General features: G+C 63.6%; 21 protein-coding genes. 12 read left to right on the forward strand and 9 right to left on the reverse strand.

Features of this window, described 5'->3' with window-relative positions; translation table 11 throughout:
* The first annotated feature begins 7 nt into the window (after window positions 1-7).
* Window positions 8-1,222 (forward strand): HupE/UreJ family protein, encoded by a 1,215-nt coding sequence (locus AC22G6_RS06425; RefSeq protein ID WP_487366081.1) that lies wholly within the window; start codon window positions 8-10, stop codon window positions 1,220-1,222.
* 170 nt (window positions 1,223-1,392) lie between these two features.
* A complete protein-coding gene (locus tag AC22G6_RS06430) occupies window positions 1,393-3,366 on the forward strand; it encodes a sigma-54-dependent Fis family transcriptional regulator (RefSeq protein ID WP_487366082.1) in 1,974 nt (657 codons plus the stop codon).
* Between the two features lie 39 nt (window positions 3,367-3,405).
* Here AC22G6_RS06430 and AC22G6_RS06435 read toward each other — a convergent pair whose 3' ends face one another.
* Window positions 3,406-4,728, reverse strand: coding sequence for an MFS transporter (locus AC22G6_RS06435; RefSeq protein ID WP_487366083.1), 1,323 nt, complete (start codon window positions 4,726-4,728; stop codon window positions 3,406-3,408).
* Between the two features lie 210 nt (window positions 4,729-4,938).
* Here AC22G6_RS06435 and AC22G6_RS06440 point away from each other — a divergent pair, with 210 nt between their 5' ends.
* The 3 genes from AC22G6_RS06440 (at window position 4,939) to AC22G6_RS06450 (ending at window position 6,409) form a co-directional block, all read left to right on the forward strand.
* Window positions 4,939-5,133 carry a YjfB family protein gene (locus tag AC22G6_RS06440; RefSeq protein ID WP_108950131.1) on the forward strand — a complete coding sequence of 65 codons (195 nt, stop codon included), beginning with the start codon at window positions 4,939-4,941 and terminating at the stop codon, window positions 5,131-5,133.
* Between the two features lie 83 nt (window positions 5,134-5,216).
* On the forward strand, window positions 5,217-5,453 hold the full coding sequence (locus AC22G6_RS06445; RefSeq protein ID WP_487366084.1) for a VF530 family protein: 237 nt from the start codon (window positions 5,217-5,219) through the stop codon (window positions 5,451-5,453).
* 44 nt (window positions 5,454-5,497) lie between these two features.
* Window positions 5,498-6,409 carry a glutaminase gene (locus AC22G6_RS06450; RefSeq protein ID WP_487366085.1) on the forward strand — a complete coding sequence of 304 codons (912 nt, stop codon included), beginning with the start codon at window positions 5,498-5,500 and terminating at the stop codon, window positions 6,407-6,409.
* Window positions 6,410-6,432: 23 nt separating this feature from the next.
* Here AC22G6_RS06450 and AC22G6_RS06455 read toward each other — a convergent pair whose 3' ends face one another.
* The 5 genes from AC22G6_RS06455 to AC22G6_RS06475 form a co-directional block, all read right to left on the reverse strand.
* Window positions 6,433-7,551 carry a DUF1513 domain-containing protein gene (locus AC22G6_RS06455; RefSeq protein WP_487366086.1) on the reverse strand — a complete coding sequence of 373 codons (1,119 nt, stop codon included), beginning with the start codon at window positions 7,549-7,551 and terminating at the stop codon, window positions 6,433-6,435.
* A complete protein-coding gene (locus AC22G6_RS06460) occupies window positions 7,541-8,590 on the reverse strand; it encodes an imelysin family protein (protein ID WP_487366087.1) in 1,050 nt (349 codons plus the stop codon). The genes AC22G6_RS06455 and AC22G6_RS06460 overlap by 11 nt, the downstream gene beginning before the upstream one ends.
* The gene (locus AC22G6_RS06465; protein WP_487366088.1) at window positions 8,587-10,038 is read right to left on the reverse strand and encodes a di-heme oxidoreductase family protein; all 1,452 of its coding nucleotides are present in this window, start codon (window positions 10,036-10,038) and stop codon (window positions 8,587-8,589) included. The genes AC22G6_RS06460 and AC22G6_RS06465 overlap by 4 nt, the downstream gene beginning before the upstream one ends.
* A 100-nt stretch (window positions 10,039-10,138) precedes the next feature.
* The gene (locus tag AC22G6_RS06470; protein ID WP_487366089.1) at window positions 10,139-11,287 is read right to left on the reverse strand and encodes an imelysin family protein; all 1,149 of its coding nucleotides are present in this window, start codon (window positions 11,285-11,287) and stop codon (window positions 10,139-10,141) included.
* Between the two features lie 79 nt (window positions 11,288-11,366).
* Window positions 11,367-12,053, reverse strand: a complete 687-nt coding sequence (locus AC22G6_RS06475) for a hypothetical protein (protein WP_487366090.1) — start codon at window positions 12,051-12,053, stop codon at window positions 11,367-11,369.
* A 210-nt stretch (window positions 12,054-12,263) separates the two neighbouring features.
* On the opposite strand from AC22G6_RS06475, the gene AC22G6_RS06480 reads away from it, so the two are divergent.
* Window positions 12,264-13,394, forward strand: coding sequence for an alcohol dehydrogenase family protein (locus tag AC22G6_RS06480; protein WP_487366091.1), 1,131 nt, complete (start codon window positions 12,264-12,266; stop codon window positions 13,392-13,394).
* A gap of 58 nt (window positions 13,395-13,452) precedes the next feature.
* On the opposite strand, the gene AC22G6_RS06485 is transcribed toward AC22G6_RS06480, so the two are convergent.
* Window positions 13,453-13,698 carry a GlsB/YeaQ/YmgE family stress response membrane protein gene (locus AC22G6_RS06485; protein ID WP_108950138.1) on the reverse strand — a complete coding sequence of 82 codons (246 nt, stop codon included), beginning with the start codon at window positions 13,696-13,698 and terminating at the stop codon, window positions 13,453-13,455.
* 496 nt (window positions 13,699-14,194) lie between these two features.
* Here AC22G6_RS06485 and AC22G6_RS06490 point away from each other — a divergent pair, with 496 nt between their 5' ends.
* The gene (locus AC22G6_RS06490) at window positions 14,195-14,962 is read left to right on the forward strand and encodes an ADP-ribosylglycohydrolase family protein (RefSeq protein WP_487366092.1); all 768 of its coding nucleotides are present in this window, start codon (window positions 14,195-14,197) and stop codon (window positions 14,960-14,962) included.
* A gap of 48 nt (window positions 14,963-15,010) precedes the next feature.
* Here the strand turns inward: AC22G6_RS06490 and AC22G6_RS06495 are convergent, their stop codons facing one another.
* A complete protein-coding gene (locus AC22G6_RS06495; RefSeq protein WP_487366093.1) occupies window positions 15,011-15,478 on the reverse strand; it encodes a PEP-CTERM sorting domain-containing protein in 468 nt (155 codons plus the stop codon).
* Between the two features lie 314 nt (window positions 15,479-15,792).
* Entirely contained in the window at window positions 15,793-16,494 is a 702-nt protein-coding gene (locus AC22G6_RS06500) for an NYN domain-containing protein (protein WP_487366094.1), read from the reverse strand.
* A 177-nt stretch (window positions 16,495-16,671) separates the two neighbouring features.
* Between AC22G6_RS06500 and AC22G6_RS06505 the strand changes: the two genes are divergently transcribed.
* The 5 genes from AC22G6_RS06505 (at window position 16,672) to AC22G6_RS06525 (ending at window position 23,174) form a co-directional block, all read left to right on the forward strand.
* The gene (locus tag AC22G6_RS06505; RefSeq protein WP_487366095.1) at window positions 16,672-17,145 is read left to right on the forward strand and encodes a hypothetical protein; all 474 of its coding nucleotides are present in this window, start codon (window positions 16,672-16,674) and stop codon (window positions 17,143-17,145) included.
* A gap of 66 nt (window positions 17,146-17,211) precedes the next feature.
* Window positions 17,212-18,072: a restriction endonuclease gene (locus tag AC22G6_RS06510; RefSeq protein ID WP_487366096.1), complete on the forward strand. Its 861-nt coding sequence runs from the start codon at window positions 17,212-17,214 to the stop codon at window positions 18,070-18,072.
* Between the two features lie 516 nt (window positions 18,073-18,588).
* Window positions 18,589-19,791 carry a dsDNA nuclease domain-containing protein gene (locus AC22G6_RS06515; protein ID WP_108947932.1) on the forward strand — a complete coding sequence of 401 codons (1,203 nt, stop codon included), beginning with the start codon at window positions 18,589-18,591 and terminating at the stop codon, window positions 19,789-19,791.
* On the forward strand, window positions 19,788-21,512 hold the full coding sequence (locus AC22G6_RS06520; protein WP_108947933.1) for a hypothetical protein: 1,725 nt from the start codon (window positions 19,788-19,790) through the stop codon (window positions 21,510-21,512). The genes AC22G6_RS06515 and AC22G6_RS06520 overlap by 4 nt, the downstream gene beginning before the upstream one ends.
* Before the next feature lie 216 nt (window positions 21,513-21,728).
* Complete coding sequence (locus AC22G6_RS06525; RefSeq protein WP_487366097.1) at window positions 21,729-23,174, forward strand: S1 family peptidase; 1,446 nt, start codon at window positions 21,729-21,731, stop codon at window positions 23,172-23,174.
* Window positions 23,175-23,307: the final 133 nt, after the last annotated feature.

Here is a 23,307-nt window from a genome sequence, read left to right on the forward strand (position 1 = left end):
TGGCGCCATGGCAAGGGCCCACTTCCAGGACTTCATGGCCCGCATCGTCCACGTCGTGCCGCATGATGGCGCGCTGCGGGTGTATGTGCAGATGCCGCTGGCCATGGTGCTGCTGCCGCACGACTGGACTGTGGGCGGTGATCAGCCGCCACCGCACTTCCTCGACACCGATGAGCGCGGGCAGCTTTTGGTGGATGGTGCGGCCCTGCGTCGCGACACCGGCTTGCTGCAGGCGCGCCTCGGTCGTGCGCTGCAGATCGATGGTGCGTATGGCAGCCTGGAAGGGGCGCGCATAGACACCCTCACTGCGCGCGACCCCTTCACCTATCTGCCAGCGATCGAGCGCAACGTGGGCGATGGTGTGACCGTGTACGACGATGTCTCGGTCGACCTGGCTGACGCGGTCGTCAGCATGCGCCTGCGCTTTCCGCGCCCGCTGCCCGGGGTGCAGTCGGTCTTGTCCGGCAGTCCCCTCGAGTGGCCTGATCTGGCTGAGCGTGCTGTCAACATCGTGCGCATCCATCGCGAGGACAGCACTGTCGGCAGTCATCAGAGTGTGGGCAGTCTGTCCTCCACATTCGATATCGAGGCGGCGCGGGCGGCGACTGCAGGTGGTGGCGGCGCGCAGGCGGCAGAACCGCAGCCAGGCTTCCTCAACTACATCGAGGGGGGCGTTCGCCACGTGCTCGGCGGGCTCGATCATGTGCTCTTCATCCTCTTGCTGGTGCTCGGCGCATCGAGCGTGGCGCAGTTTGCGCGCACCTCGCTCGCCTTCACGCTGGGGCACTCGATCACCCTGTGCGCTGGCGCATTCGGCGGGTTGAATGCGCTTGCGTGGTTTGCGCCCGGGGTGGAGGTGGCGATCGCGGCGTCCATCGTGTACGCCGGCTGGCGGGTACTGAGGGCAAGCGAGCGCGCCCTGCTCGCGCCTGTGGTGTTCTGCGTCGGGCTGGTCCATGGGTTCGGCTTCTCGTTCGCGCTGACCGACGCTGCATCGAGTCTTGCCGGCAATCTTGCGGGCCTGATCGTCGGCTTCAACCTTGGCATTGAACTGGGCCAGGTTGCCCTGTCGCTCGTCGCTGCGCCGCTGCTCTGGCTGCTGCGGCGCTACTGGCGAAGCCCGCACTTTGCCAATGGACGGGTGCTGGCCCTGCCGTGCTCCGTGGTCGCGTCGTTCTGGGTGGTTGAGCGTGGTGTGGCGCTGGCCCAGGCCTTGCCCTGACTGCAATGAAGGCGCACGGTCTGCGCCGAAGGGGGGCGGGCCGTGCGCCGGCAGGATGCTACGAATGATATAAGATGAGGAAATGACGACGCAGGCCGCCCGAACGGCCTGACGTACGACCGACGCCTGGGGGGCTCCCCGCAAAGGCGCGCATGGAGGAGACATTGGCAATGCAACTCGCTCAACGCGATCATATCTCGCGGGTGCTGTCCGTGGCCCGGAGCAATGACGTATCCAAAGACCGGATCCAGCGTTCCTGGCTGCGCTGCATCGAAGAGTACGATCTCGACCCCACGCGGCCGACGCCCGCACACATCATCGAACACAGCCAGCTGCGCCAGCACCGCGAGCAGATCGAGGATTTTTTGCTGGTCGCACGCACAGGCATGGAGCAACTCTACAAGCGGGTATGCGATCTCGGCTACGTGCTGCTGTTGACCGATGCCAGCGGCGTGACCGTGGACTTCATCGGCAATGACCGTTGGGAGGGAGAACTCCGACGCTCGGGTCTCTACCTCGGTGCCGACTGGAGCGAGGCGCGGGCGGGCACCTGCGCGGTGGGTACATGCATCGCCGATCTCAGCCCGATTACCTGCCACCAGATCGATCACTTTGACTCGTCTCACATCGCGCTGACCTGCAACAGTGCGCCGCTGTTCGACCCCACCGGGGCGTTGCTCGGGGTGCTCGACATCTCCGCCCTGAGCTCCCCTTCACCGCGCGAGAGTCAGCACCTGGCGCTGCAGCTGACGGTGATGTACGCCAAGATGGTCGAAGACGCCAACTTCATGCGTTTCTTCCACGAAGCCTACGTGTTGCGGCTGGGTGCGGCGTGGCCGATGGTCGATGCCAGCGGTGAAATGCTGCTGGCTTTCGATGCCGACGGCGTCGTTGTCGGCGCCAACAATGGTGCGCGCCGCGTGCTCAGGGCCGGGAGTGACCGCGGCGTGTCCTGCGCGCTCGTGGGCAGTTCGCTCGATTCGATCTTCCGCGAAGGCAGTGCCGAGGTATGGCGCATTGGGCGCAATGCCTTACTGAACGAGCGCACGGCCCTGACCACCTTCGATCACGACGTGTTTTACGCCCATGTGATTTCGCCCTGCGTCGCGCCCGGTCGCAGGACGGAGCTGGCGCAGATGGCCGAGCCGGACGTGAGCGCGCCCGCGCTCGACCGCCTGGCGGGGGATGATCCGCAGATGCAGCGTCTGATCAGGCAGGCAAAACGCCTCGTCAACAAGTCGGTCTGCATTCTGTTGCACGGCGAAACCGGGACCGGCAAGGAGGTCGTGGCCAAGGCCCTGCACGAATCGAGCGATCGCTGCGACAAACCGTTCGTGGCCATCAATTGCGCCGCAATCCCCGAGTCGCTGATCGAGAGCGAACTGTTCGGTTACACCGCCGGCGCCTTTACCGGCGGGCGCAGCAAGGGCATGAAGGGGCTGATCGCCCAGGCTGACGGTGGCACCCTGTTCCTCGACGAAATCGGTGACATGCCCATTCACCTGCAGACGCGACTGCTGCGTGTGCTGGCCGAAAAGGAGGTGACTCCGCTCGGCAGCGACAAGGCGCAGCCGATCCGGCTGACGGTGGTGGCCGCTTCGCACCGTGACCTGCGCAAGCTGATTGCCGATGGTCTGTTCCGCGAGGATCTCTACTACAGGCTGTGTGGTGCGACACTCTACCTGCCCGCACTCAGGATGCGTGAGGACAAGACCTACCTGATCAATCTGCTCGTGGCCGAGGAAGCGGCCGAGATGGGATGCGAAGCCGACATCGATCCGGCGGCCATGGTCCTGCTGTGCGGTCATGCCTGGCCGGGCAACGTGCGCCAGTTGCGCAACGTGCTGCGCTTTGCGCTCGCGGTCAGCGACAGCGGACGGATCCGGGTGTGTGATCTGCCCGATGAGTTGATGGAGCCGTCACTTGCTCACAGGCCTGCGCCCCAGGCGCCAGCGCCGACTGCGATGTCGTCCATGGCCGGCTCGGGGCCGCGCTGGAGCGAGCGTGAGGGGGAATGGTTGCTCGAAGCGTTGCAGCGCCACAAGTGGTGCGTGACTGCGGCAGCGGCTGAGCTCGGGCTGTGCCGTGCAACGGTTTATCGCCGCATGAAGCGCCACGGCATCGTGCCCCCAAACCAGCTCTGAGTCGGTCTCGCGGTGTGGGCTGAGGGCACCCGCCCGGCGTCAGCTGCCTGAAGGCCGCTCGACGGGTTCGTCGGTCGGGGGAGACGTCTGCTGTTCCGGTCCCGCATGCTGCATCTGCTCTTGCGCAATCTGCTCGTCGACCCGCGGGTCGAGGGCTGCGGCCAGCGGCGAGCTGCTGGTGCTGTCGGGCATCGGGATGTGATGCAGCGGCGCGTCGTCGACCTGATGCAGGTGGGTCGCGCGCTTGGGCTGCACCCGCCATGCCACCACGGCCGCGCAGACGGCGACAAAGACATACAGCATGTTGGCGCCGAGAAAGCGCATGAGCACGCCGGCGAGGAGTGGGCCGATACTGGCGCCAACACCGAAAGTCAGCAGCAGCATGGCGGTGAGCGATACCCGCAGGTCTGCGGTCACGTGGTCGTTGGCGAGCGCAACCGCAAGCGGGTAGAGGCAGAACTGCAGCATGCACACCGCAAAGCCCGCCGCGAACAGCAGCCATATCGGCGCCTCGGGCAAGACTGCGAGCGGCAGGGCGAACACCGCCAGCACCGCGCCACAGCGGCTGATCAGCCATACGCGATCACGCCGGTCCGACAGCCAGCCCAGCGGCCATTGCACGAGCAGGCCGGCAAAAATGCAGCTACCCATGAACAGACCGACCTGCTCGGTCGTCAGGCCCATGCGCGTGCCGTAGAGCGGTGCGAGGCCGTAGAAGGAGCCAATCAGCAAGCCGGCGACCAGAATGGTGATCAGCGACAGCGGAACGCGTTTGAAGAAGAAGCGCAGCTCAAGCGGCGCCGGGTGCAGCTTGGCCGGGTGCAGCTTGTGGGTGAGGGCAACCGGCACCAGGCACAGGGCAAAACACAGCCCGACCAGCATCAGCAACTCCAGGCCGAGCTCGGGGTGCGCCACCAGCACCAGCTGGCCCAGAATCAGGCCGAGATAGGAGGCGCCCATATATCCGGAAAACACCTGGCCGCGCTGCTCGGCATGGGACTGCTCGTTGAGCCAGCTCTCGATCACCATGTACTGGCACATCATGCACAGGCCGATCACCATGCGCAGCGTCAGCCACGCCGGCAGCCAGTCGGTCAGGCCGTGACCGAGCACGGCCGCCGTCACCACGCCGGCGCACGCCACATAGGCGCGGATGTGGCCGACGCGTCCAATCAGCCGGTGTCCCACCTTGCCGCCCAGCACCAGGCCGACGTAGTTTGCCGTCATCAAGGCACCCACCCACAGGCCGTCCGCCGTTGCCGCGACCCGCAAGGCCAGGTAAGTGCTGAGCAGGCCCGAGCCCAGCAGCATCAGCAGGGTGGCAAAGTAAAGTGAACGGAAGGACTTCAGGATCAGAATCATTGTGCGGGGGCTGACTCGATTGGCGGCGGGCGGGGCGAGGGGCGCCCGCGAAAGATTCCGTCATGTTACCCGTGCTATCCCGACTAAGGTACTCGGATAAACACCAAGTTGGTGCGCAAGGTCACGGTGACGGGCGATTCAAGTTTTTCTGCGCACTGCCGTTAAGCCCGGTATTGGCGTGTTCGCCAGAATCAGACAAGGAGGTGCGACATGGATGTCTCATCCATCGCCGCCGCCGCGAGTGCCAACTCCGCGGCCCAGCTGCAGCAGGAAGTGTCGATGTCGGTGCTCAAGAAAGCCATGGATATCCAGGAGCAGAGCGCAATGCAGCTGCTCGAGGCCTTGCCGCCCGTGCCGGCTGCGCCCGCCGGAACCGCGGGGGGCGTGATCGATACCTGGGCATAGTCCGCCCCGGCAGCGCCCGCTGAAAACTTGGGGCGCAGCCCGGGGGCTGCTATCGTTCGCCTGCCCCGATTCGAGACAAGCCCATGGCAGACGCGCAGCCCAATAATCCCCTCCACGGCATCACCCTGGAGAAGATCCTCAACGAACTGCTGACCTACTACACGTGGGCGGAACTCGGGCAGCAGATCGACATCCGCTGCTTCAATCACGAGCCCAGCATTGCCTCCAGTCTCAAGTTTCTGCGGCGCACGCCGTGGGCACGCGAACAGGTCGAGGCGCTGTATGTCTATACGGTGCGCAGCGGTATCCCCAGGCACTGAGCGTCCGCACCATTCTGCAGCACCTCACTCGCAAGGACAGGACGATGGACTTCCAGCCCGTACTCGACGACATCGTCAGCACGCTCAAACCCGAACTCGGCGCCGGCAAGGTGGCGAGCTACATCCCCGCCCTGGCGCGGGTCTCGCCCCACCAGTTGGGCATTGCACTGCGCACCCGGGAGGGCGCGGAGTACTGTGCGGGCGATGCGACGACGCTGTTCTCCATCCAGAGTGTCTCCAAGGTGTTCTCGCTCACTCTCGCCATGCGCAACCTGGGCGAGGTCCTGTGGCAGCGCATCGGGCGCGAGCCTTCGGGCAACCCGTTCAACTCCCTGGTGCAGCTCGAAGCCGAACACGGCGTGCCGCGCAACCCCTTCATCAACGCCGGGGCGATTGCGGTGGCCGCCCGCCTGGTGAGCACTTGCGGCGATGGGCGGGCCGAAATTCTCGCGCTGCTCTCCAGCCTGTCCGGCGAAGCCGTGGCGTTTGACGAGGAGGTGGCCGCGTCGGAGGCAGCGACGGGTTTTCGCAACATCGCGCTGGCCAACTTCATGAAAGGCTTCGGCAATATCGACAACGATGTTGCGCCGGTGCTCGATCTCTATTTCCACCAGTGCTCGGTGGCAATGAACTGCGTGCAGCTTGCTCGGGCCATTGGCTACCTGTGCAACGATGGCGCGCATCCGCTCGATGGCTCGGCGCTGGTTTCCGATCGCCAGGCACGACGCATCAACTCGCTGATGCTCACCTGCGGCACGTACGACGCGGCCGGCGAGTTTGCCTTCCGCATCGGCCTGCCGTGCAAGAGCGGGGTGGGCGGCGGTATCGTGGCCGTGCTGCCCGATACCCTCAGCCTGTGCGTGTGGTCGCCGGGGCTGGACGAGACCGGCAACTCGCTGCTGGGCATGAAGGCGCTCGAAATGTTCGTCGCGCGCACCGGCCTGTCGGTGTTCTGAGTGCCTGCTGCAGGCGTGGACGATCAGCCCGGACGCGCGTGATTGTCGAAGGCGAATGCGTGTGGCCAGTGCGCCTGGGCGCGGGCTTCGCCGGGTGCGACTGACCACAGGTCGCCGCCGTCGCCGGTGGCAAGCAGCCCTCCGCGCGTGGCGGTCAGCGCACAGACGCCGGGTGTGGGCAGATGGCCGATGAAGCTGCCGTCCGCCTCCCATAGCGCAAGCGTGCCGGCCACGCTGCAACTCACCGCGAATACGGGGCCCGTCGGCCCGTCGATCGCGACAATGTCGCCGGCGTAGCCGCCGCAGGCTGCGAGCACCTCGGGCGTTGCCGTGCCGTAGCGCAAGCCCTCGTCCGTGAGCAGGGCGAACAGTGGCCGCGCCCTGGTCGTGTCTGCAGCATCCCCGGCTTCGTTCTGCAGCGACACTGCGATGCGGCCATCGGCCGCCTGTGCGATGTGGCGCACGCTCATCCACGGGTCCGGCACGCGGTATTGCGCGAGCACGCGGCCGTCTTCGGGGTCGAGCAGCGCGAGTGTCGGGTCCATGCTGTCCAGGTTGCGCTTGAGGCGTCCGGTCTCGGGCAGGGTCAGGATGCCGCCGTTGGCGACTGCAATGCGACCGTCGGCGAGCTGCATCAGCGCATGCGGGCCAATGCCTCCGGTGGGCCAGGCGGCGAGGCGCTGCAGCGTGAGTGCGTCGTACACGCCCACGCGGCCGTGACCATTGATGAGTTCGCTCTCGGTGGCGAACAGCAGGCGTCCGTCGCGGCTGAAGCTCAGATGGCCCTCAAGGCGGATGTCCTCGTCGGCGTCATAGACGTCGAACGCGGCCAGCTGCCGGCCACTGGCCACGTCCCAGCGCAGCAGAAAGCGGCCCGGTCTGCGCGCGGCGACCACCGCGGAGCCGTCGCCCGACGGATGCCAGGCCAGTTCGTGACCGCGTGCGGGCAGCTCGAATGCGTGGGAGATGTCGGTGCTGCGCCCGGCAAAGAAGTGGCGCGGGCGGGAGGGCGAGTCGGCCCAGCAGGTGAGCAGCGCGGGTTCGGCGGCAAACGCGGCCCGGGCAGGTGCGGGCAGATGCGCAAGGATGAAGCCGGCGGGAAGGGCGGCCAGCAGGCGGCGGCGCTGCAGATCAGTCGCCATCGTTCTCTCCGAAGCCGACGCTGACCTTCATCGCGTCGGCAAGCTCCTCGGCCAGCAGGCGTTGCAGGCGGCTGAGTTCGCTGACCAGGGCGTCAGTCTGCGGGCGTGCAGCGTCGGCAGCGAAGTCCGGGGGCAGCGCTGCCAGCGCCGTCTGCACCGCGTCGATGCGCTGGTCGAGGCGCTCCGCCAGGGTCAGCAGTCCGCGTCCGCGCAGCATTGCGGTGAGCCCGGGCATGCCCTCGTCACCCTGCAGGCCGGCGCGCAGGCCGGAGAAGTACGCCATCAGGCCGGCACGTGCGGACCGGCTGCGCCAGGCGTCGGTTCCCGCCGGGCCGGTGTGCGGGCGCAGGGGTTTTTCGAGATACTTGAGGCGCAGGGTTTCGGTGCTGCCGATCAGGATGTTGATGCCGTCGGCGAGCAGGCGTGCCTCGCGCTCGGGTTCGGCCTCGGCGAGGCCGGCAATCCAGTCCGGCCAGGCCGATACGGTCGCAGAGATGCCCGCAGCCGTGTCGTGGGCGAGCCACACGGCATAGCGGCAGGCGGGGCCGTCGTCGGCGAGCGCCGGCCGTTCGGCGTCGAACAGAAGGTACTCAAGCGCAGGCAGGCCGCGCGCAGGCAGGCCGATGCGCGCGGTGTTGGCGGGCGTCCTTGCATACTGCGCGATCGAGCTTTCGATCTGTGCCGGACGGGTGGGCCAGAAGTCGATGCGGCGCAGCAGGCGCGACTCGAGTACCGGCCCGATGGGCAGCGGGCTCAGTTCGCGCAGGTCGTGCGCAGCCTCCAGCCAGCGCTGGCGGGCAGCCGCGGCTGCGGCGGGCTGACCCTCACAGCTTGCGGCGAGCGCGCTCGCCAGCGCATCCACCTTGTCACCGAAGTGGCGGTAGCCTGGCGCAAGGCGCTGGCTGGCCAGGGCGCTCATCCACTGCGATGGCATCACGATGGGCGCCGGCGCGGCGGCGTGGGCAGGCAGGGCAAGCGAAAACAGCAGGCCGGCGAAGGGCAGGCCGAAACGGCTGGTACGAAACCGGGTAAACATCATAGTGACTCCACAAAGCGGACCAGCGCATCGCGTTCGGCAGCATTCAGGCCCAGCACGTGCTGCCTGGCGGCTTCCGCCTCGCCGCCGTGCCACAGAATCGCCTCCAGCACGCCGCGTGCGCGACCGTCATGCATCAGGGTCTGGTGACCATTCACGGTCTGGATCAGGCCGACGCCCCACAGCGGCGGGGTGCGCCATTCGCGCCCGTCGGCGGCAAAGTCGGGGCGGTGGTCGGCGAGTGCCTCACCCATGTCGTGCAGCAGCAGGTCGGTGTATGGCCAGATGGATTGCCCTGCCAGTTCCGGGAAGGCGTCCGAGTCGCCAGTGACGTGGTTCGGTACATGGCAGCTCGCGCACTGTGCCTGATGAAAGATGCGCTTGCCGTCGAGGACTTGCGGGTCGGCCGGTGTGCGCCGGGCGGGCACCGCGAGCGTGGTGGTGTAGTAGATGCTGCGATCGAGCGAGCGGTCGTCGATGTCGGTGCGGTGCTCTCCACGCTCGCTGCGCCAGACGGCTTCCTGCTGCAGTCGCGCACGGCAGTCCTGCTGTGCCGTGGTGCATTCTTCGTGCGGGAACAGGCTGGAGGTGATGCCGATGTCGCCGTTGAAGGCGGCGGCGGTCTGGTGTGCGACGCTTCCCACGTTGGCTTTCCAGCCGAAGCGCCCCACGACCCAGTCCTGCCGCACCGCATCCCACACCCGGTTCGGGCGGCCCGAGATGCCGGCCTGGTCTGCGGCCTGGCGCGCTGCGATCTCGAGCAGGCGGGCTTCGGGGATGGCCTCAAGCAGGCCGAGGCCGATGACCTGGGGGGCAATGCGCGGTGAGATCAGCGTCTGCGGGTGCAGCGGGCCGTAGCCGGGGTCGCTCAGCGTGTACGTGGGCTGGCGCAGGCTGTAGGGCGTGCCGTCGGCGAAGCGGCCGGGTACCTCGGTGTAGCTGACCGTGATCAGGGCCTCCGGGCGGATGCCGGGCAGGGCCTGATTGTTCAGTTGCGAGCCGTACGTGGGCTCGGGCACCACACCGTCCTTGCCACCGTCACCGGGGATCGACAGGCGCAGCAGCAGGCCCACCGCTTGTTCGGTGCTGACGCCGTTGGCGTCCACCGCCGGCGGGGCGCCACGGCCGTCGAGCACGTGACAGCCGGCACAGGCGCGCGAAATGAAATGCGGGCCGAGCCCGTCGCGACCCGAGGTCGAGGCCGGTGCGCCGACCCAGCTCTTCTTGAAGAACGAGTTGCCGATGAAGAACGCAGTCTGCCGGTCCATCGACAGGTTAGCCGCCGGGTATGAAAAGGCGTTGCGTCCGTGGTCGGGCGTGGTGGTGGCGCCGCCGGGGCGTTCTTCGCCCGGTTCGTAGCCGATCGTCGGGCGAGCCGACTGCACGGCGGCGAAGGCAATGCCGGTGGCGGCGAGTACGCCGAGACCAAGGAGCAGGCGTCTGGATTTCATGAGCGCGGAAGCAGAAAGCGAGGGGGAAGGAGGCGGGCGCCGGATGAGAGGGTGCAGACCGCAGCCCGTGGCCGTGTCAGCACCCTCGGTCACCGGGCGTTTAGTCGGGCGCGACGGTGTTCAGGCGCTTGATGCCGAGCACCGCAGCTGCTTCGACCAGGCCTTCGGTCTGCTTCTTCAGCGCGACCACGGTGGCCTCGACCTTGCTGCGACCCGGGGTGCCGACCAGGATGGCGCGGTCGAAGGGTGCAGGAATCGCTTCCGCGGCCTTCACCGACGTGTCGATCTGGGCATCCACGCGGCTCGCGACGGCCTTGTTCTTCGCCGATACCAGGTCGCGCACGCCCGGCCCCTTGAGCACACTGCCATCGGCGCGGACGTACTGGCCGCGCCATACGTTGCGGATGCCGGTGGCGTTGGCCACGACGTCGCGGTGGGTGTTGTCGGAGAAGCACGAGTGCTCGTCTTCCTGGTTCTGCGAGTCGAGCGCCACTTCGATGCGTTCGCCGGCCAGTTCGCCGCGCGACAGGATGCCGAGGGCAGAGATCACCTTGGCGACGTTGCCCGCGTCGGCGACGAAGCCCTTGCGGTAGTTGTCGGCGCCGGGCGCCCAGGCTGCTGCCAGGTCGCCGAGATCCTTCACCAGCAGGTCGGTGGTGACTTTCAGGTAGGCGCGGCGGCGGTCGGCGTTGGGCGCCTTGCCGTCGACGAAGTCGGTGTAGGCACGGCGGCCGGGGCCGTTGTCGTCGAGGTCCTGGCCCCACAGCATGAACTCGATGGCGTGCCAGCCGGTGGAGATGTTCTCTTCGCCGTCCTTCTCATTCAGGCCTGAGAGGGTGTCCATGTCGATGGGGATCGTGCGGTTGGCAATGATGCCGGCGTCCTTTGCGCCCTCGACGAAGTCCACATAGGCCTCGTCCATCGGCCAGGCGTTGATCCTGCCCTCGGGGCCGTCCTCGCCATCGATCGGGCCGCCGTAAAAGCGGAAGGCTTCGGTCTGACCGTAGATCTCGCGTGCGGCGAGCCAGGCCTTGCGGGCTGCCTGCTGTCCGGCTTCGGACGGTGCGGCGACGAAGGCGTCGACCGCCTTCTGCAGCGCCTGTGCGCCGGCATGGGCATCGGCGTAGGTGGCGTGGACGAGCTCGCCATAGTGAGCGAGGACGCGCGGCGCGGTCACTGTCTCGGCGGCCAGCGTGGCGGTGGAGAAATGCAGTGCGGCGAGCGCGGAAACGAGGGTGATCAGGCGCATTGGGTTCGCTCCATTGTGCGTTGTCGGGGGGCGTGAACAGGGGCGCATGCCCGACGCCGGGTCGGGCATGCGTGGTGGATCAGAACTCCCAGCCGATCCCGGCGTTGGCGAAGCTGCGGTCGTTGCCGTGGCCGACTGCGGCGGAGATCTTCACGCCTTCGACGATCTCGTAGCGCAGGCCGATGGCCCGGTCCGGACGGCTGTCCTCGTTGCCGAAGGTCTCTGCCACGAAGCTCAGCTTCTCGGTGAGCGGAAGATCGACGGCCACGCCCCAGGTGTTCACTGCGTCGGTGTCGCCGTCCTCACGGGTCACTTCACGGCCAAGGTTGGTGTGCACCATCTGGCCGCCTTCGAAGGTCCAGGTCAGCAGGCCGGTCAGCGAATTCACATAGGCCGACTCGCCTTCGGTACGGTCACGTCCGTACTCGTACTTGAGACCCGCGGACAGTCCGGTTTCGGATTGCAGCGGCACCCACTTCAGTGCGAGGCCGTGGCCATTGGTGGCCTCGTTTCCGGCGGCGGCGAAATCGCGCGAACGCCCGAAGCCGATCTCGAGTTCGAGGGTCTCGATCGGGCTGAAGCCGGCGGCGGCGTCGTAGCCTTTGGCTTCGTCGTCCTTCGACCAGCCAGCCTCAAGCTTGGCGCCGCCCTTGTCGAGCGTGCCCGCGTCATCGACGCTCAGGGGGCGCTCGGCATGCGCCAGGCTGGCAGTGCCGAGCAGGGCAACGGCGAACAGGGGAAGGGCACGGGGGCGAAGCACTTGCATCTTTAACCTCTTGAAGTTGTTTTCCATCGTATGGCGGACGTGTTCGGCACCGAAGTCGAAACTCCACGGCGCATGAGTGGAAAGAATAGTAATGAGAAGGTGTCGCATTTGCAATTCCGTTTTTGCGGTGCAGCGCTTTTGCTGGGACACTGTTACGGTTAATGAACCCGGGCGCCTGAAGGCGAGGGTTGCTGGAATGGAGTGGTGCAAATGACGAAGGAATTGAGTGGAAAGGACGGCGAGAACCGGTTTGATACGAGGGGTGTGAGCAGCACGATGAAGGCCGTCGTGACGGTGGGCAATGGCAGTTACGACAAGCTGGTGTATTGCGACGTGCCGGTTCCCGCCCTGGGCGAGGGCGAGGTGCTGCTGCAGGTGCTGGCGGCCGGCGTCAACAACACGGAAATCAACACCCGTCTGGGCTGGTATTCATCCAGCGTGACCGGCGGGACCGAGGAAACCGCCAGTGCGGAGGCCACCGAGCGGGACGATGGTGGCTGGAACGAGGGCACGCCGTTTCCGTTCATCCAGGGTACGGACTGCTGCGGCCGTGTCGCTGGGGTTGCGCCAGGCGTGGATGCCGCGCTTGTCGGCAAGCGGGTGCTCGTCCGTGCGTGCATGCGCAAGGACGGCTTCGGGTCGATGGACACCGTGTGGATGGGCTCCGATTTCGACGGCGCCTTCGCCCAGTGGGTCAAAGTGCCTGCAACGGAAGTGTTTGTGGTGGAGAGCGGCTGGAGCGATGCCGAGCTTGCAACGATTCCCTGCGCCTACGGGACGGCCGAGAACATGGTGCATCGCGCGCAGGTAAGCAGTGCAGACCATGTGCTGGTGACCGGTGCATCGGGGGGCGTGGGCTCGGCGGTCGTGCAGCTGGCCAAGCGGCGCGGGGCCACGGTGACCGCCATCGTGGGTGCATCAAAAATGGATCAGGTGCGTGCGATCGGTGCCGATCATGTGATCGCGCGCGGTGACGACATCGTTGCCAGCCTCGGCGAGAACGCAGTCGATGTGGTCGTCGACAACGTGGCGGGGGCGACATTTGGCAGCATGCTCAAGGTCATGAAGCGCGCCGGGCGCTATGTGTCTTCAGGCGCCATCGGTGGCCCGCTGGTCACGCTCGACATGCGCGACTTCTATCTCAAGGACCTCAGGCTGATCGGGTGCACGGCCTGGGACGAGCCGGTCTTTCCCAACCTGATCGGCTACATCGAGCGCAATGAACTGCGTCCCATCGTGGCCAAGACCTTCCCGCTCGAAGGCATCGCCGACGCACAGCGCGAGTTTCTCGAGAAAAAGCACGTCGGCAACTTCGTCCTGATCCCGCCTTCGGACGGCTGATCCGGCCGCAAGCCGCTTGAAACGGTGCAGCAGTCCAGCAGGCTGCTGCACCGGGTGCTCATCGTTTGCGCAGCGCACCCACGACCGCGAGCAGGACCACTGCCCCGATCACCGAGCCGATGAAGCCCGCCCCCTGGCCCGCGCGATACAGGCCGAGCACCTGCCCGCCGTAAGTCGCCACCATCGAGCCACCGATGCCCAGCAGAATGGTCATGATCCAGCCCATCTGATCGTTGCCCGGTTTGAGCACGCGCGCGATGAGACCGATGATCAGGCCGATGAAAATGGTCGTGATGAAGCCCATGTGATTGCTCCTGCAGTGATCGGTTTGCCCTTGCCCGCATGTGCGAACCCGGGTCAGGAAGGAGGTGCCGGTACATTCTAGGCCAGCTTTCGTGACGGGCAGTGATGCGTTGCGGCGATGTCCGGCTCGGCGCCAGGGCGGCCACACACCACAGACCGGAAGCGCAAAAGAAAAAAGCCCGAGCGCTTTCGGGCTCGGGCTAAATCCACACCAAAGGAGGAGGGTGGAGGAGACGGTTCAAATACTAGTGGAGAGTGTTGTGCGGCGCAACAATCAGCCGCGTAAACGTTTCTATCGACTGATAAGTAATATTTATCACTGTGCAGGGTGCAATCGTGCGCTCGACAGGTGGCGGCCTTTGCAGGCCTGATCGGCTCCGTCTGCTTCGTGTTCTGATACGGGCTCATTCGGCGAGCCTGCGGGGGGCAGATAATGACGCTAAACATGCCGTCGGCTCATGCGACAGCCTCTCCACCCAACCGAAGGACATCACATCATGCTGGGAGCCATCATTGGCGATATCGTCGGCTCGGTATACGAGTTCAACAATCATCGCGCCAAAACCTTCGATCCCTTCTTTCACGCGCGCGCCTTCTATACGGACGACACCGTATGCACCATCGCCGTGGCCGACGCGCTCATCAACAAGCGTCCGCCGGCCGAAGCGCTCAAGGACTGGGGGCGGCGCTACTGGCATAACGGCGGCTGGGGCGGCATGTTTGGCGAGTGGCTGCAGTCGGACGACGCCTCACCCTACGGCAGTTTCGGCAACGGCGCCGCAATGCGCATCTCGCCTGCCGGCCTGCTTGCAGAAACTGTCGAGCAAGTCACCGCACTGTCGCAGGCGGCCACCGAAGTCACGCACAACCACCCGGAAGGCCTCAAGGGCGCAGAAGCCACCGCGCTGGCCATCTTCCTGGCGCGCCAGCGACTTGCACCTGCCGAGATCCGCAGCACCATCACCGAGCGCTTCGGCTACGACCTCGACCGCAGCGTCGACGACATTCGCCCCACCTACCGCTTCAACGAAACCTGCCAGCAAACCGTCCCCCAGGCGCTGGTGTGCGCGCTCACCGCAACCGACTTCGAGGACGCCATCCGCAACGCAATCTCGATCGGCGGCGACAGCGACACCGTGGCCGCCATCGCGGGCGGCGTGGCAGAAGCGCTGTTCGGCATTCCGGACCGGATTGCCGAGCGTGGCTGGGGGTATTTGCCAGAGGATATGCGGGCGGTGCTCGAGAAGCTTTATCGACAAGGCTGAAGTGTTTGTCGGGCTACTCGCTCTCCTTTCAAGCCTGCCGCGAAAAAGTCAGGCGACTTTCTTTCGACGGGCCGCAACAATCCCTGCGAGGCCGATGCCCAGCAATGCCAGCGTAGCCGGTTCCGGTACGTTGCTCTGTGCATCGAGTTGCACGATAGACGTGCTGACGTTCGCCCATGTTCCGTGAACCGAGTTGGCGCCACCGTTCCAGCTGAAGAACGAACCGTTAGTGCCCCAGCCGGAGCCATTGGTCAGCCAGGTGTTCGAGACCAGGTCGAAGTCGCCAAAGCCAAACAGCGTCGACAGGGTTACGTGGTGGCCATAATCCAGATGATCGAACACGAAAGAGGTGAGTTCGTCTTGGGCAAGGATGCCGTTGGCGTTCGTGTCTGCCCCGGCAAAACTGCCATAGCTGGGGCCGTAATTGTCTACGGAGAACGACACGACGGTCGCATTGGCGGATGCAGAGGCGGCAATCAGCAGGGCGGCGGCGGCAATCTTGATTTTCTTGAGCATGAGTACTCCCATGGAGTCGATGACAGCAATAAGGGCGGATTGAATGGCAGCGCGGGCTCGATCGTGAGCGTGAAGCATCTTCAATCACGACCCCCGACACTTCGCTGCCGGCTATGACAAGGTATGGCGAAAGTGTAGCGATTTTCGCCCAGCAAACCCGGTAAATTCATCACGATTTACTAAAAACTACTTAAACGAACAGTTTCAAAGGGGTCAGAGTCGTTTGATTCGCTGGAGCCGCTGTACCAGAAGGGATGAGCGTCGCTGCCCGTCATTCGTGTCCGGGCTGCGGTACTGGGTACAAGCCTGAGGATTCAGAAGATCAGACGCTTGTCGCCGCCAACGCCTGACTCCTTGAAGTTCGGAATGGCGCGCAGGATCTTCGTTCGGGCCGCCTTGTCGTGCCCCATCTCGGAAAGGAGTTGCCCGACTGCAGATGCGCTATAGCCGCCCTTCTTATCCTGGGCGATCGTTTGTCGAATCTTGGCGACAGCCGCAGTAACGGTGCGCACGTCGATGCTATCCGGTGCATTTCCCGTTGGCGTGACGATTACGTCAGCCGCTTGCGCTGCGGTCGTAGCTTGCGGCAAGGGCAGCGCGACGAGGGGCAGGTCGGTCACCGGCGCAACGGCGTTTGGCGCAGCGCCGAGCGCAATCAGCACAGTGTGACCTTGCGATGCGAGGTACTCGGTGGCGGCAACCAGCAGGTCGTCGCGCGACACCACCACGATCAGCGTCGCGGGATCTGCCTCGCCGTAATGCACGGCCGCGAGCTCGAACATCAATCGCACATCTGCCGATTGTTTGCGCACCGGCGCCACATGGCAACGGACCTCGATGCCGGGCATTTCGCTCTGCAAAGCCTGCTCCCAACCGCGCACACGGTCACCCTTTCCGTTGCCCGCCACGATCGCCTGTGTGCAGCTGCGCCCAAAAGACTTGAACACACGCGCCAGCGGCGCCACGAGCGCGGGAGACTGATTGTCGGCATCGACGAAGAGGAGGGTGCGCGTCATGGTTTCGATCGGCCTCGTACGAACAGCGGATTCCCGCTGGGATATGTATCGTACATGACGTAAAACACCCGCACAGCATGGATACACTCCAATGAGCGCCGTGCCGTGACATTTTCATTAACCATATGACGATAATGTCACATGGGATTGTTTATCACTCCAGTATGCTAATAAGCTATGAATATCCGTTGCCCTTTCAGTCTGCGTTTCGTCTTGCCCGGGTTGCTTGCACTCATTGCAGGCCAGGCGATTGCTCAGAAGTTGCCACCCCCTGTGAGAACGGTCTTCAAGTGCGAGGTCGGCGGGCGAATCATCTATACAGACTCGCCGTGCCTCGGGGCCGAGAAAATCGAGGTTGAGCCCACGCGCGGTGTGGACGGTATTTCCGGAAAGAAGCGGGTCGGCCGTGACGTACAGCGGGAACAACACCGTGAGCTGATGGCTGATGCACTTAAACCCCTTACCGGACTGAACGCCAAGCAACTTGAAGTGCGCCAGCGTCGGCAGCAGCTAGATCTTGAGGCACAGCAGGAATGCATGCGTCTCGACAGAAAAATACCGGCGCTTGAACTGGAAGAGCGAACTGCGAAGGCGTCGGCACAGGCTGAACTCTTCGCTCTGCGAAAGCGTTTTCGTGGTCTGGGATGTTAGGGCGGACTGCAGCGTGTTCAGAGCGCGCGGCGCTCCGTGAACCCTTGAAGATTGTGAGAAGGACAAATGGCACGAAGAAGAAATACTAGCGCGGCAGAAGACCTGTTCGATATTGCCGCGATGCTCCCATGGTGGGTCAGTACATTGATTGCGCTGGTCGCCTACCTGTTTCTGCATCGTCATGCGACGGTAGATATTCCGATGACTGTCGTTCCGGGTCAAATGGGGAAAGTGGTCGTTGAACAAATGACCAAGTCCCTCGCCTACTACGGACAGTACCTTTTGCCCCTGATCTTCCTGGCGGGTGCTGGTGCGTCATATATCGGACGAAGGAAGCGGCAGAGTCTTGTCTCCGAAGTTGCCGGAGGGGGCGGTGCGATCCGCAGGATGAACTGGCAGGATTTCGAAGTTCTGGTGGGTGAGGCGTTCAGGCTGCGCGGCTATTCCGTTATCGAAACCGGGGGTGGTGGCCCCGACGGCGGGATTGATCTTGAGCTCTCCAAGGGAGGCGAAATTTTTCTCGTCCAGTGCAAGCATTGGCGAGGTTTCAAGGTGTCAGTGAATGTTGTCCGCGAACTGTTTGGCGTGATGGCTGCACGAGGTGCTACGGGGGGATTCGTCGTTACATCGGGCGTGTTTACGGCGGATGCCGAATCTTTTGCCAAGGGCAGAAATATTGAGTTGATCGACGGCGCTGCACTCAAGCTGATGATCGATCAGGCCCGTGTGGCTGCTAGTAGCGCAAGCAGTGCAACGGGTAAACGACTGGCAAATGGTGGATCGTCCCCTCCGGTTGCTACCCCCACGTGCCCACGCTGCGGGGGCGTCATGACCAAGCGTGTTGCCAAGCAGGGAGCGAACGCGGGCGGAGAATTCTGGGGATGTGCGAACTTTCCGAGATGTCGTGGGATCAGGCCGATCGCCTGAAAGAATTTGCGGATCAAAGGGGTCGGGCAATCAACGACTCTGACCCCTTTGATCCCAGCAGTGAGTTACTCCGTGGCGAAGTTCTGCTGGGTGAACAAGGGGGCGATTTCGGGGGAGTGTGTATTGCATGGAATGCCAAAAAGGCGTCCCTGCCAATTGAACTGGTGGGTACGCCTGTTCGCAAGAGATGGTTGCCATTCAGCGCGTAATGACTGAGAAAGCGTTAAAGGCGGTTCGCCGCTAGTCGTCTTTGCAGTGGCAGTTGTTCGGCCGGAGCTGACGCTGAGCTGACCCTGATTCGAGGGCCGGTCTCGATCTCGAAGCGGCCATAGACGTCGAACTCGGTCCGACTGGCATGAGATTGCTAAATAGGCCAATGAGGGGCGTTAGTTGAGAGGGTTTGCATCGTGTATCAATATGCCAAGTAAAGTAGACTACGCAAATTCGGTGTCGCGTTTTAGATGACGTGGTGATACTGTCGATAGAGAGCACAGGCCAGAATCCAAGAAGCGATAAATGTCACAGCGGACCCATACGAGGCGCGCGGAGAGCGTTCAGGACAGCCTGGCAGTCTTACTCCGTGACCGTCCCATAGACGAGAAGAACGGCGCCAATGCCAGCCTAGGCTTCACCTTCCAGCAGTGGTGGGCCACCCTATCGATCGCCGAACTTCTTGGCGGCGAAGATGACTTCGCCGTGGGCGTCGAGGTCAAGGAGGACGTAGCGATCCTCGATTCCGCGCAAGCCCCCACAACAGTGGAGTTTTGCCAAGTCAAGAAGCATGAGCGCGAAGGCGTTTGGGTTCTGAAGGATCTTCACAAGAAGGGCAGTAAACGCAAGGACGGCACGCATGAGCATTCCATCCTCGCCAAACTGTATGCCCGTCGAGCGCAATTCGGGGCCTCCCGTGCAAATCTGAAGTTTGTCTCCAACATCGGGGTCAAGCTGCCCGACGAAGCTGGTGGGGCGTCCCTCGCTACCAATACAGACTTGTCCTCTCTGACAGCCGAGCAGCAGACGCTCGTGAAGCTCGCCATCAGTACTCAACTGTGCATCCCGGAAGTGGAGGTCGACTTGGCGGGCGTTCTGGTTTACAAGACCAATCTCCCGCTGGGTGAGCCAGAGATTTTCGTCAGTGGGAAGCTAGAGCAACTATCGTCCACGGGTCGGCTGCCGTTCCCGCTGAGTCATACGTCGGTGGCGGCGCGTGTCCTTGCCAGCGAAATACAGAGCCGGGCGTCCAGCACCACCTACGCACGCAACTTTGAAGAACTCAAGCTCCGCATCATCTCCAAGGCCCAGGCCTTGGACATCCTGGCCAATGTCGCACAGTCGAGGGCGCCGCTGAGTGAAATCCTAGACGAAGCCACTACCGAGTTGGATCGGGAGGGGCACCCCTTCATCGAGCGCAAGGACATCAAGGCCCACCGGGTCAGGGTATGCGCCGATGCATCCGACCGGACCAACATGATATTCAGCGGGGTCGCGAACGCGCTTCAGCGGGCTCGATTTCCAGTTGAGGCTGCCATCGGCGCGAAGGCGACGTTGGGCGAACTGATGAACCAGGTTGTTGAGGAGGCCCGGGCATCGAGCCTAGCCGAGTGCAGCGGCCTACCCTTGGGCTATATCCGCGCTGTGGCGCTACTGGTGCTATTCGATGCAATCGACCTCAATGTATTCACTGCTCCGGCTGGTTCGGAACCTAAGGAAGAAAAATGAACCAGCGCGTGACTTACAAGACGCTCTGGCTCGTGTCCGCGAGAGACGGGAGCGCCAGAAAGCAGCAGTTCAGTCAGAAGACGCTGCTGCTGGGACCGAACGGAACCGGTAAGTCGCGGATCGTCAAGAATCTGTATTGGGTTTTTGGGTGCAAGACTCGAAAGCGCGACGCAGGCATCTGGGATCCAGACACCGTCGCCGCCTTGGAGTTCGCGTATCGCGACACCAACTATATCGTTGTCCGCGACGGTAAGCGGCTTGGTATGTTCGAAGACAACGACCAGTTGCTCTTCTCTGCCGACAACATGAGTGCTTGGTCCAAGCAGATTGCAGCCTTTTTCGGCTTCGAGCTAAGGCTCAAGCGCCCCCAGAGTGCGACCTTCTCGCAAGCCGGACCAGAGTATATGTTCATGCCGTTCTATATGGACCAGGACGGTAGTTGGGGCGCCGGTTGGGATACCTTCGAACAGCTTACACAGTTCTCGAACTGGAAGGGCGCCACCTTCGAATCCTTCATTGGAATGAGGCCCAATGCCTACTTTCATGCGAAATATCTTTCGACCGAGATTGGTGACCGAGCCAATGAGCGGCGGAAGGAGCTCGAAGCGCACCGAGCAGCGTTCAAGCGGGTGCAAGACGTCCTGCCCAAGAACCTGCCGTCCCTCAACTTTGCCGCGTTCCGCAGCGAACTGGCCGAGCTTGGTCGCAAGGCGACCAAGCTCCAGCAAGATCAGGTTCGCATTCGCGGGCAACTGCTGGGTCTTGTCAACATTCGTGAGAAGGTGAAGTCGGAGCTGAAAATTGCCCTTGCGGCTTCCAGCGAGCTGAAGGGTGACTTTGCATACCTGACCGATCGCGCTGGCGAGTCCATCGAGTGCCCCACCTGTGGCACCGTGCACGAAAACTCCTTCCATGCACGCATTCTTCTCTCCAGCGATGCGGAGTCCCTGGGAGGTCTCATCATGGAGCTTCGGACACAGGTGGACGACATCGGCAGCAAGGAGGCCAGCATCCGCGCCAGCTTGCAATCAGTGGAGCGCGACATCGCCGAACTGGACAAGCTTCAACAGGAGCGGCGCGCCAAACTGAAACTAGAGGAGGTCCTCGCTTCTCAGAGCAAGAGGACACTCGACACAGCCTTCCAGCGTGTCAGCCGCGATCTTTCCGGGGCACTGAAGAAACTCGAGGCAGAGAAGGCGAAGGCGGACGAACAGGCCAAGAAGTTCGAAGACCCGAAGCGCCTGTCTGCAGTGCGCCAGTATTTTTCGGCGCAAGTATCGAGTCTGTCCAGCTTGGTCGACGTCCCCATAGATGAGCAGATCGGCGAACCGAAGCCCGGTACACGTGCGCAGTCTGGAGGAAGCTCCGCGCCTCGATCCATGCTGGCAGTCCACCTGGCCATGCTCGCGACCAACGCTGAATGGGGCGACTCCCCACTATTTCCCTTTGTCGTTGATACCCCGCAGCAGTCGGGCCAGGACGATTCCAATCTGACGAAGATGGTCCAAGTTTTGGGCAGAGCTGCCGGAGTTCACCATCAAGTCATATTGGCAGCGGAGCGCTTGCCAACGAGCGTACAGCTAGGAGACTTCGAAGTTGTACGGCTGACGGAGAAGAGACAGGTCCTTTCGAAGGACATTTTTGATGAGGCGGTGGCACGCCTTCAAGAGCCCCTATCGGCGCTGAGAGAGAGCCTAAGACCTGCGGTCCAAACCGCATGATGAACGGTACAGTGACCAACTCCAAAGTCATTGAGTGGTCAATTTTGGAGGACCGTACCCCGTTTTGAACGGCCATTCAGGTGGGCGCGCGCCAGACTGACCCGCTTGGCACACCCGCCGGACGCGTAGCCTGCCGGAATTGTTGCTCGCTACCGTGCCTGCCAGCGGCAGGCCGACTGGTCTCGTGATCAGACCTATCTATGGGGACAAAGACCGATGCTCTCAGTCCGTATCACCGAAGATAATCCTGCGCTCGCGACGCTGCAGCGGTCCTGGGCCACCGCCATATATTCTGACGAGGACGGCATAGGGCCCATGGGATCGTTGCACGAGGCCGGCGATGCGCTGGTCGCCCTCGCCCTGATCGAAGAAGACGGCCCCATCGTGCTGGGCAGTGGCGTCATGATTGGTCCGGGACTGGCAGTGGCGGCCACGCACTTGCTGGAAGAGTTCACCGCTCGGAACGCCGACCCGGTGCTGCTAACATTCGTGCCAGATGGGGCACGTGCCTGGCTTCCGCGCGAGCGGTCTACCGTGACGGGGCCCAGTGCCTTCGGAGCGGATCGCCGGATCGTCTCAGACATATCGCTGCTGGGCTGCACTCTGAACTCGGAGGCGCACGTGCACCATCCGCTGACGCTGGCGCCGCTGCGGGTCGCCCTGCCTCTGGTCGGTGAGCGCCTCTGGGCGTTCGGCTACCGCCACGGCGCGCTGCAAGACGCCGAGGCGCTGATCACACCGCTTGTAACGTCCGGAGTGGTGACCAAGGCCTATCCGCACGGCCGCGGCGAACGCATGCCTTCCGCGTGCATTGAGGTCTCGATGGATACCAAAGGCGGCATGAGTGGTGGACCCGTGGTCAACGCCAACGGCGAGCTGGTGGGTATCGTGTCGTCGTCAATCGACGGCGGGCCGTCCTACGTCACTCTGATCTGGGAGGCGCTTCGCCTAAAGGTCTCCAACAGGCTGTCGTCGCCTGCGTGGGGCGATATCGACCTGTTCGCGGCGCGGGCCCTAGGACTCGTGAAGCTCAAGGGCCGGGTCAGAAGGAGCAAGCGCGGCGACATTAGGATGGCGTTGTCCGAGCCCGAGGCCGAACTGATGGCAGTGTCGGTGGATCCCGCGCCAATGGTGTCGTCGCGGTCCACGCGCAGGCTGCTTGCCGATGCGCAGTTGGAGGAGTTCGAAGAACGGTGGCTTCCTGAGATAGAAACAGCAGCGGCCGACACCGCGCTGGCGCATCTGGAGAAGTTAGCGCTGCCGTCGGTGCACTGCTTCCTTGCGGCGTCTGCCGTGCCCGCAGCGTGCTTGGCACCAATCCGGGCGTTCGCCGTCGAGGACTTAGAGGGCTCAGAGGACCCCGACCTTCTGTCTGTGTGGGAGGATGAGGATGGTACCGTTGCCATTGCCGTTGCCTTCGATCTGCTGTCGGTCGTATGGACGGTGCAAGTGCCCGCTGCGGACTATCTGGCGGTGGCAGGGGACTACGACGCTCATTTTATTAACACTTCGGTCGATGGTCCGACGGCAAGCATGGAGCTAGTCCAGCGCTGCCACTTTGAGGCGGAGCTCACCCTCGATCAAGAGGCCGCGCAGTTTATGCAGGCATCGATCACGTTTTCCGGTGTCATACGGCCTAAGCGGCGTGCTCCTCCGAGTTAATGCCGACATCGGGTCGGGAGTAATCATTCCATATGGTGGGAAGCTGCCGTCGAGAGCGAGTCGTGGCCGAGCGGCAAGTAACCGAAGCATAGCTGCTCGACAAGCGCAACGCGTCCAGTGTCGGCTCAGGCCG

The organism is Parazoarcus sp. PS-13 R2A, assembly GCF_057621855.1.

Bases quoted from the DNA above. Each gene is read 5' to 3' on its own strand.
- AC22G6_RS06425 (WP_487366081.1), top strand. From the start codon at position 8: ATGGCAAGGGCCCACTTCCAGGACTTCATGGCCCGCATCGTCCACGTC.
- AC22G6_RS06430 (WP_487366082.1), top strand. From the start codon at position 1,393: ATGCAACTCGCTCAACGCGATCATATCTCGCGGGTGCTGTCCGTGGCC.
- AC22G6_RS06435 (WP_487366083.1), bottom strand. From the start codon at position 4,728: ATGATTCTGATCCTGAAGTCCTTCCGTTCACTTTACTTTGCCACCCTG.
- AC22G6_RS06440 (WP_108950131.1), top strand. From the start codon at position 4,939: ATGGATGTCTCATCCATCGCCGCCGCCGCGAGTGCCAACTCCGCGGCC.
- AC22G6_RS06445 (WP_487366084.1), top strand. From the start codon at position 5,217: ATGGCAGACGCGCAGCCCAATAATCCCCTCCACGGCATCACCCTGGAG.
- AC22G6_RS06450 (WP_487366085.1), top strand. From the start codon at position 5,498: ATGGACTTCCAGCCCGTACTCGACGACATCGTCAGCACGCTCAAACCC.
- AC22G6_RS06455 (WP_487366086.1), bottom strand. From the start codon at position 7,551: ATGGCGACTGATCTGCAGCGCCGCCGCCTGCTGGCCGCCCTTCCCGCC.
- AC22G6_RS06460 (WP_487366087.1), bottom strand. From the start codon at position 8,590: ATGATGTTTACCCGGTTTCGTACCAGCCGTTTCGGCCTGCCCTTCGCC.
- AC22G6_RS06465 (WP_487366088.1), bottom strand. From the start codon at position 10,038: ATGAAATCCAGACGCCTGCTCCTTGGTCTCGGCGTACTCGCCGCCACC.
- AC22G6_RS06470 (WP_487366089.1), bottom strand. From the start codon at position 11,287: ATGCGCCTGATCACCCTCGTTTCCGCGCTCGCCGCACTGCATTTCTCC.
- AC22G6_RS06475 (WP_487366090.1), bottom strand. From the start codon at position 12,053: ATGCAAGTGCTTCGCCCCCGTGCCCTTCCCCTGTTCGCCGTTGCCCTG.
- AC22G6_RS06480 (WP_487366091.1), top strand. From the start codon at position 12,264: ATGACGAAGGAATTGAGTGGAAAGGACGGCGAGAACCGGTTTGATACG.
- AC22G6_RS06485 (WP_108950138.1), bottom strand. From the start codon at position 13,698: ATGGGCTTCATCACGACCATTTTCATCGGCCTGATCATCGGTCTCATC.
- AC22G6_RS06490 (WP_487366092.1), top strand. From the start codon at position 14,195: ATGCTGGGAGCCATCATTGGCGATATCGTCGGCTCGGTATACGAGTTC.
- AC22G6_RS06495 (WP_487366093.1), bottom strand. From the start codon at position 15,478: ATGCTCAAGAAAATCAAGATTGCCGCCGCCGCCCTGCTGATTGCCGCC.
- AC22G6_RS06500 (WP_487366094.1), bottom strand. From the start codon at position 16,494: ATGACGCGCACCCTCCTCTTCGTCGATGCCGACAATCAGTCTCCCGCG.
- AC22G6_RS06505 (WP_487366095.1), top strand. From the start codon at position 16,672: ATGAATATCCGTTGCCCTTTCAGTCTGCGTTTCGTCTTGCCCGGGTTG.
- AC22G6_RS06510 (WP_487366096.1), top strand. From the start codon at position 17,212: ATGGCACGAAGAAGAAATACTAGCGCGGCAGAAGACCTGTTCGATATT.
- AC22G6_RS06515 (WP_108947932.1), top strand. From the start codon at position 18,589: ATGTCACAGCGGACCCATACGAGGCGCGCGGAGAGCGTTCAGGACAGC.
- AC22G6_RS06520 (WP_108947933.1), top strand. From the start codon at position 19,788: ATGAACCAGCGCGTGACTTACAAGACGCTCTGGCTCGTGTCCGCGAGA.
- AC22G6_RS06525 (WP_487366097.1), top strand. From the start codon at position 21,729: ATGCTCTCAGTCCGTATCACCGAAGATAATCCTGCGCTCGCGACGCTG.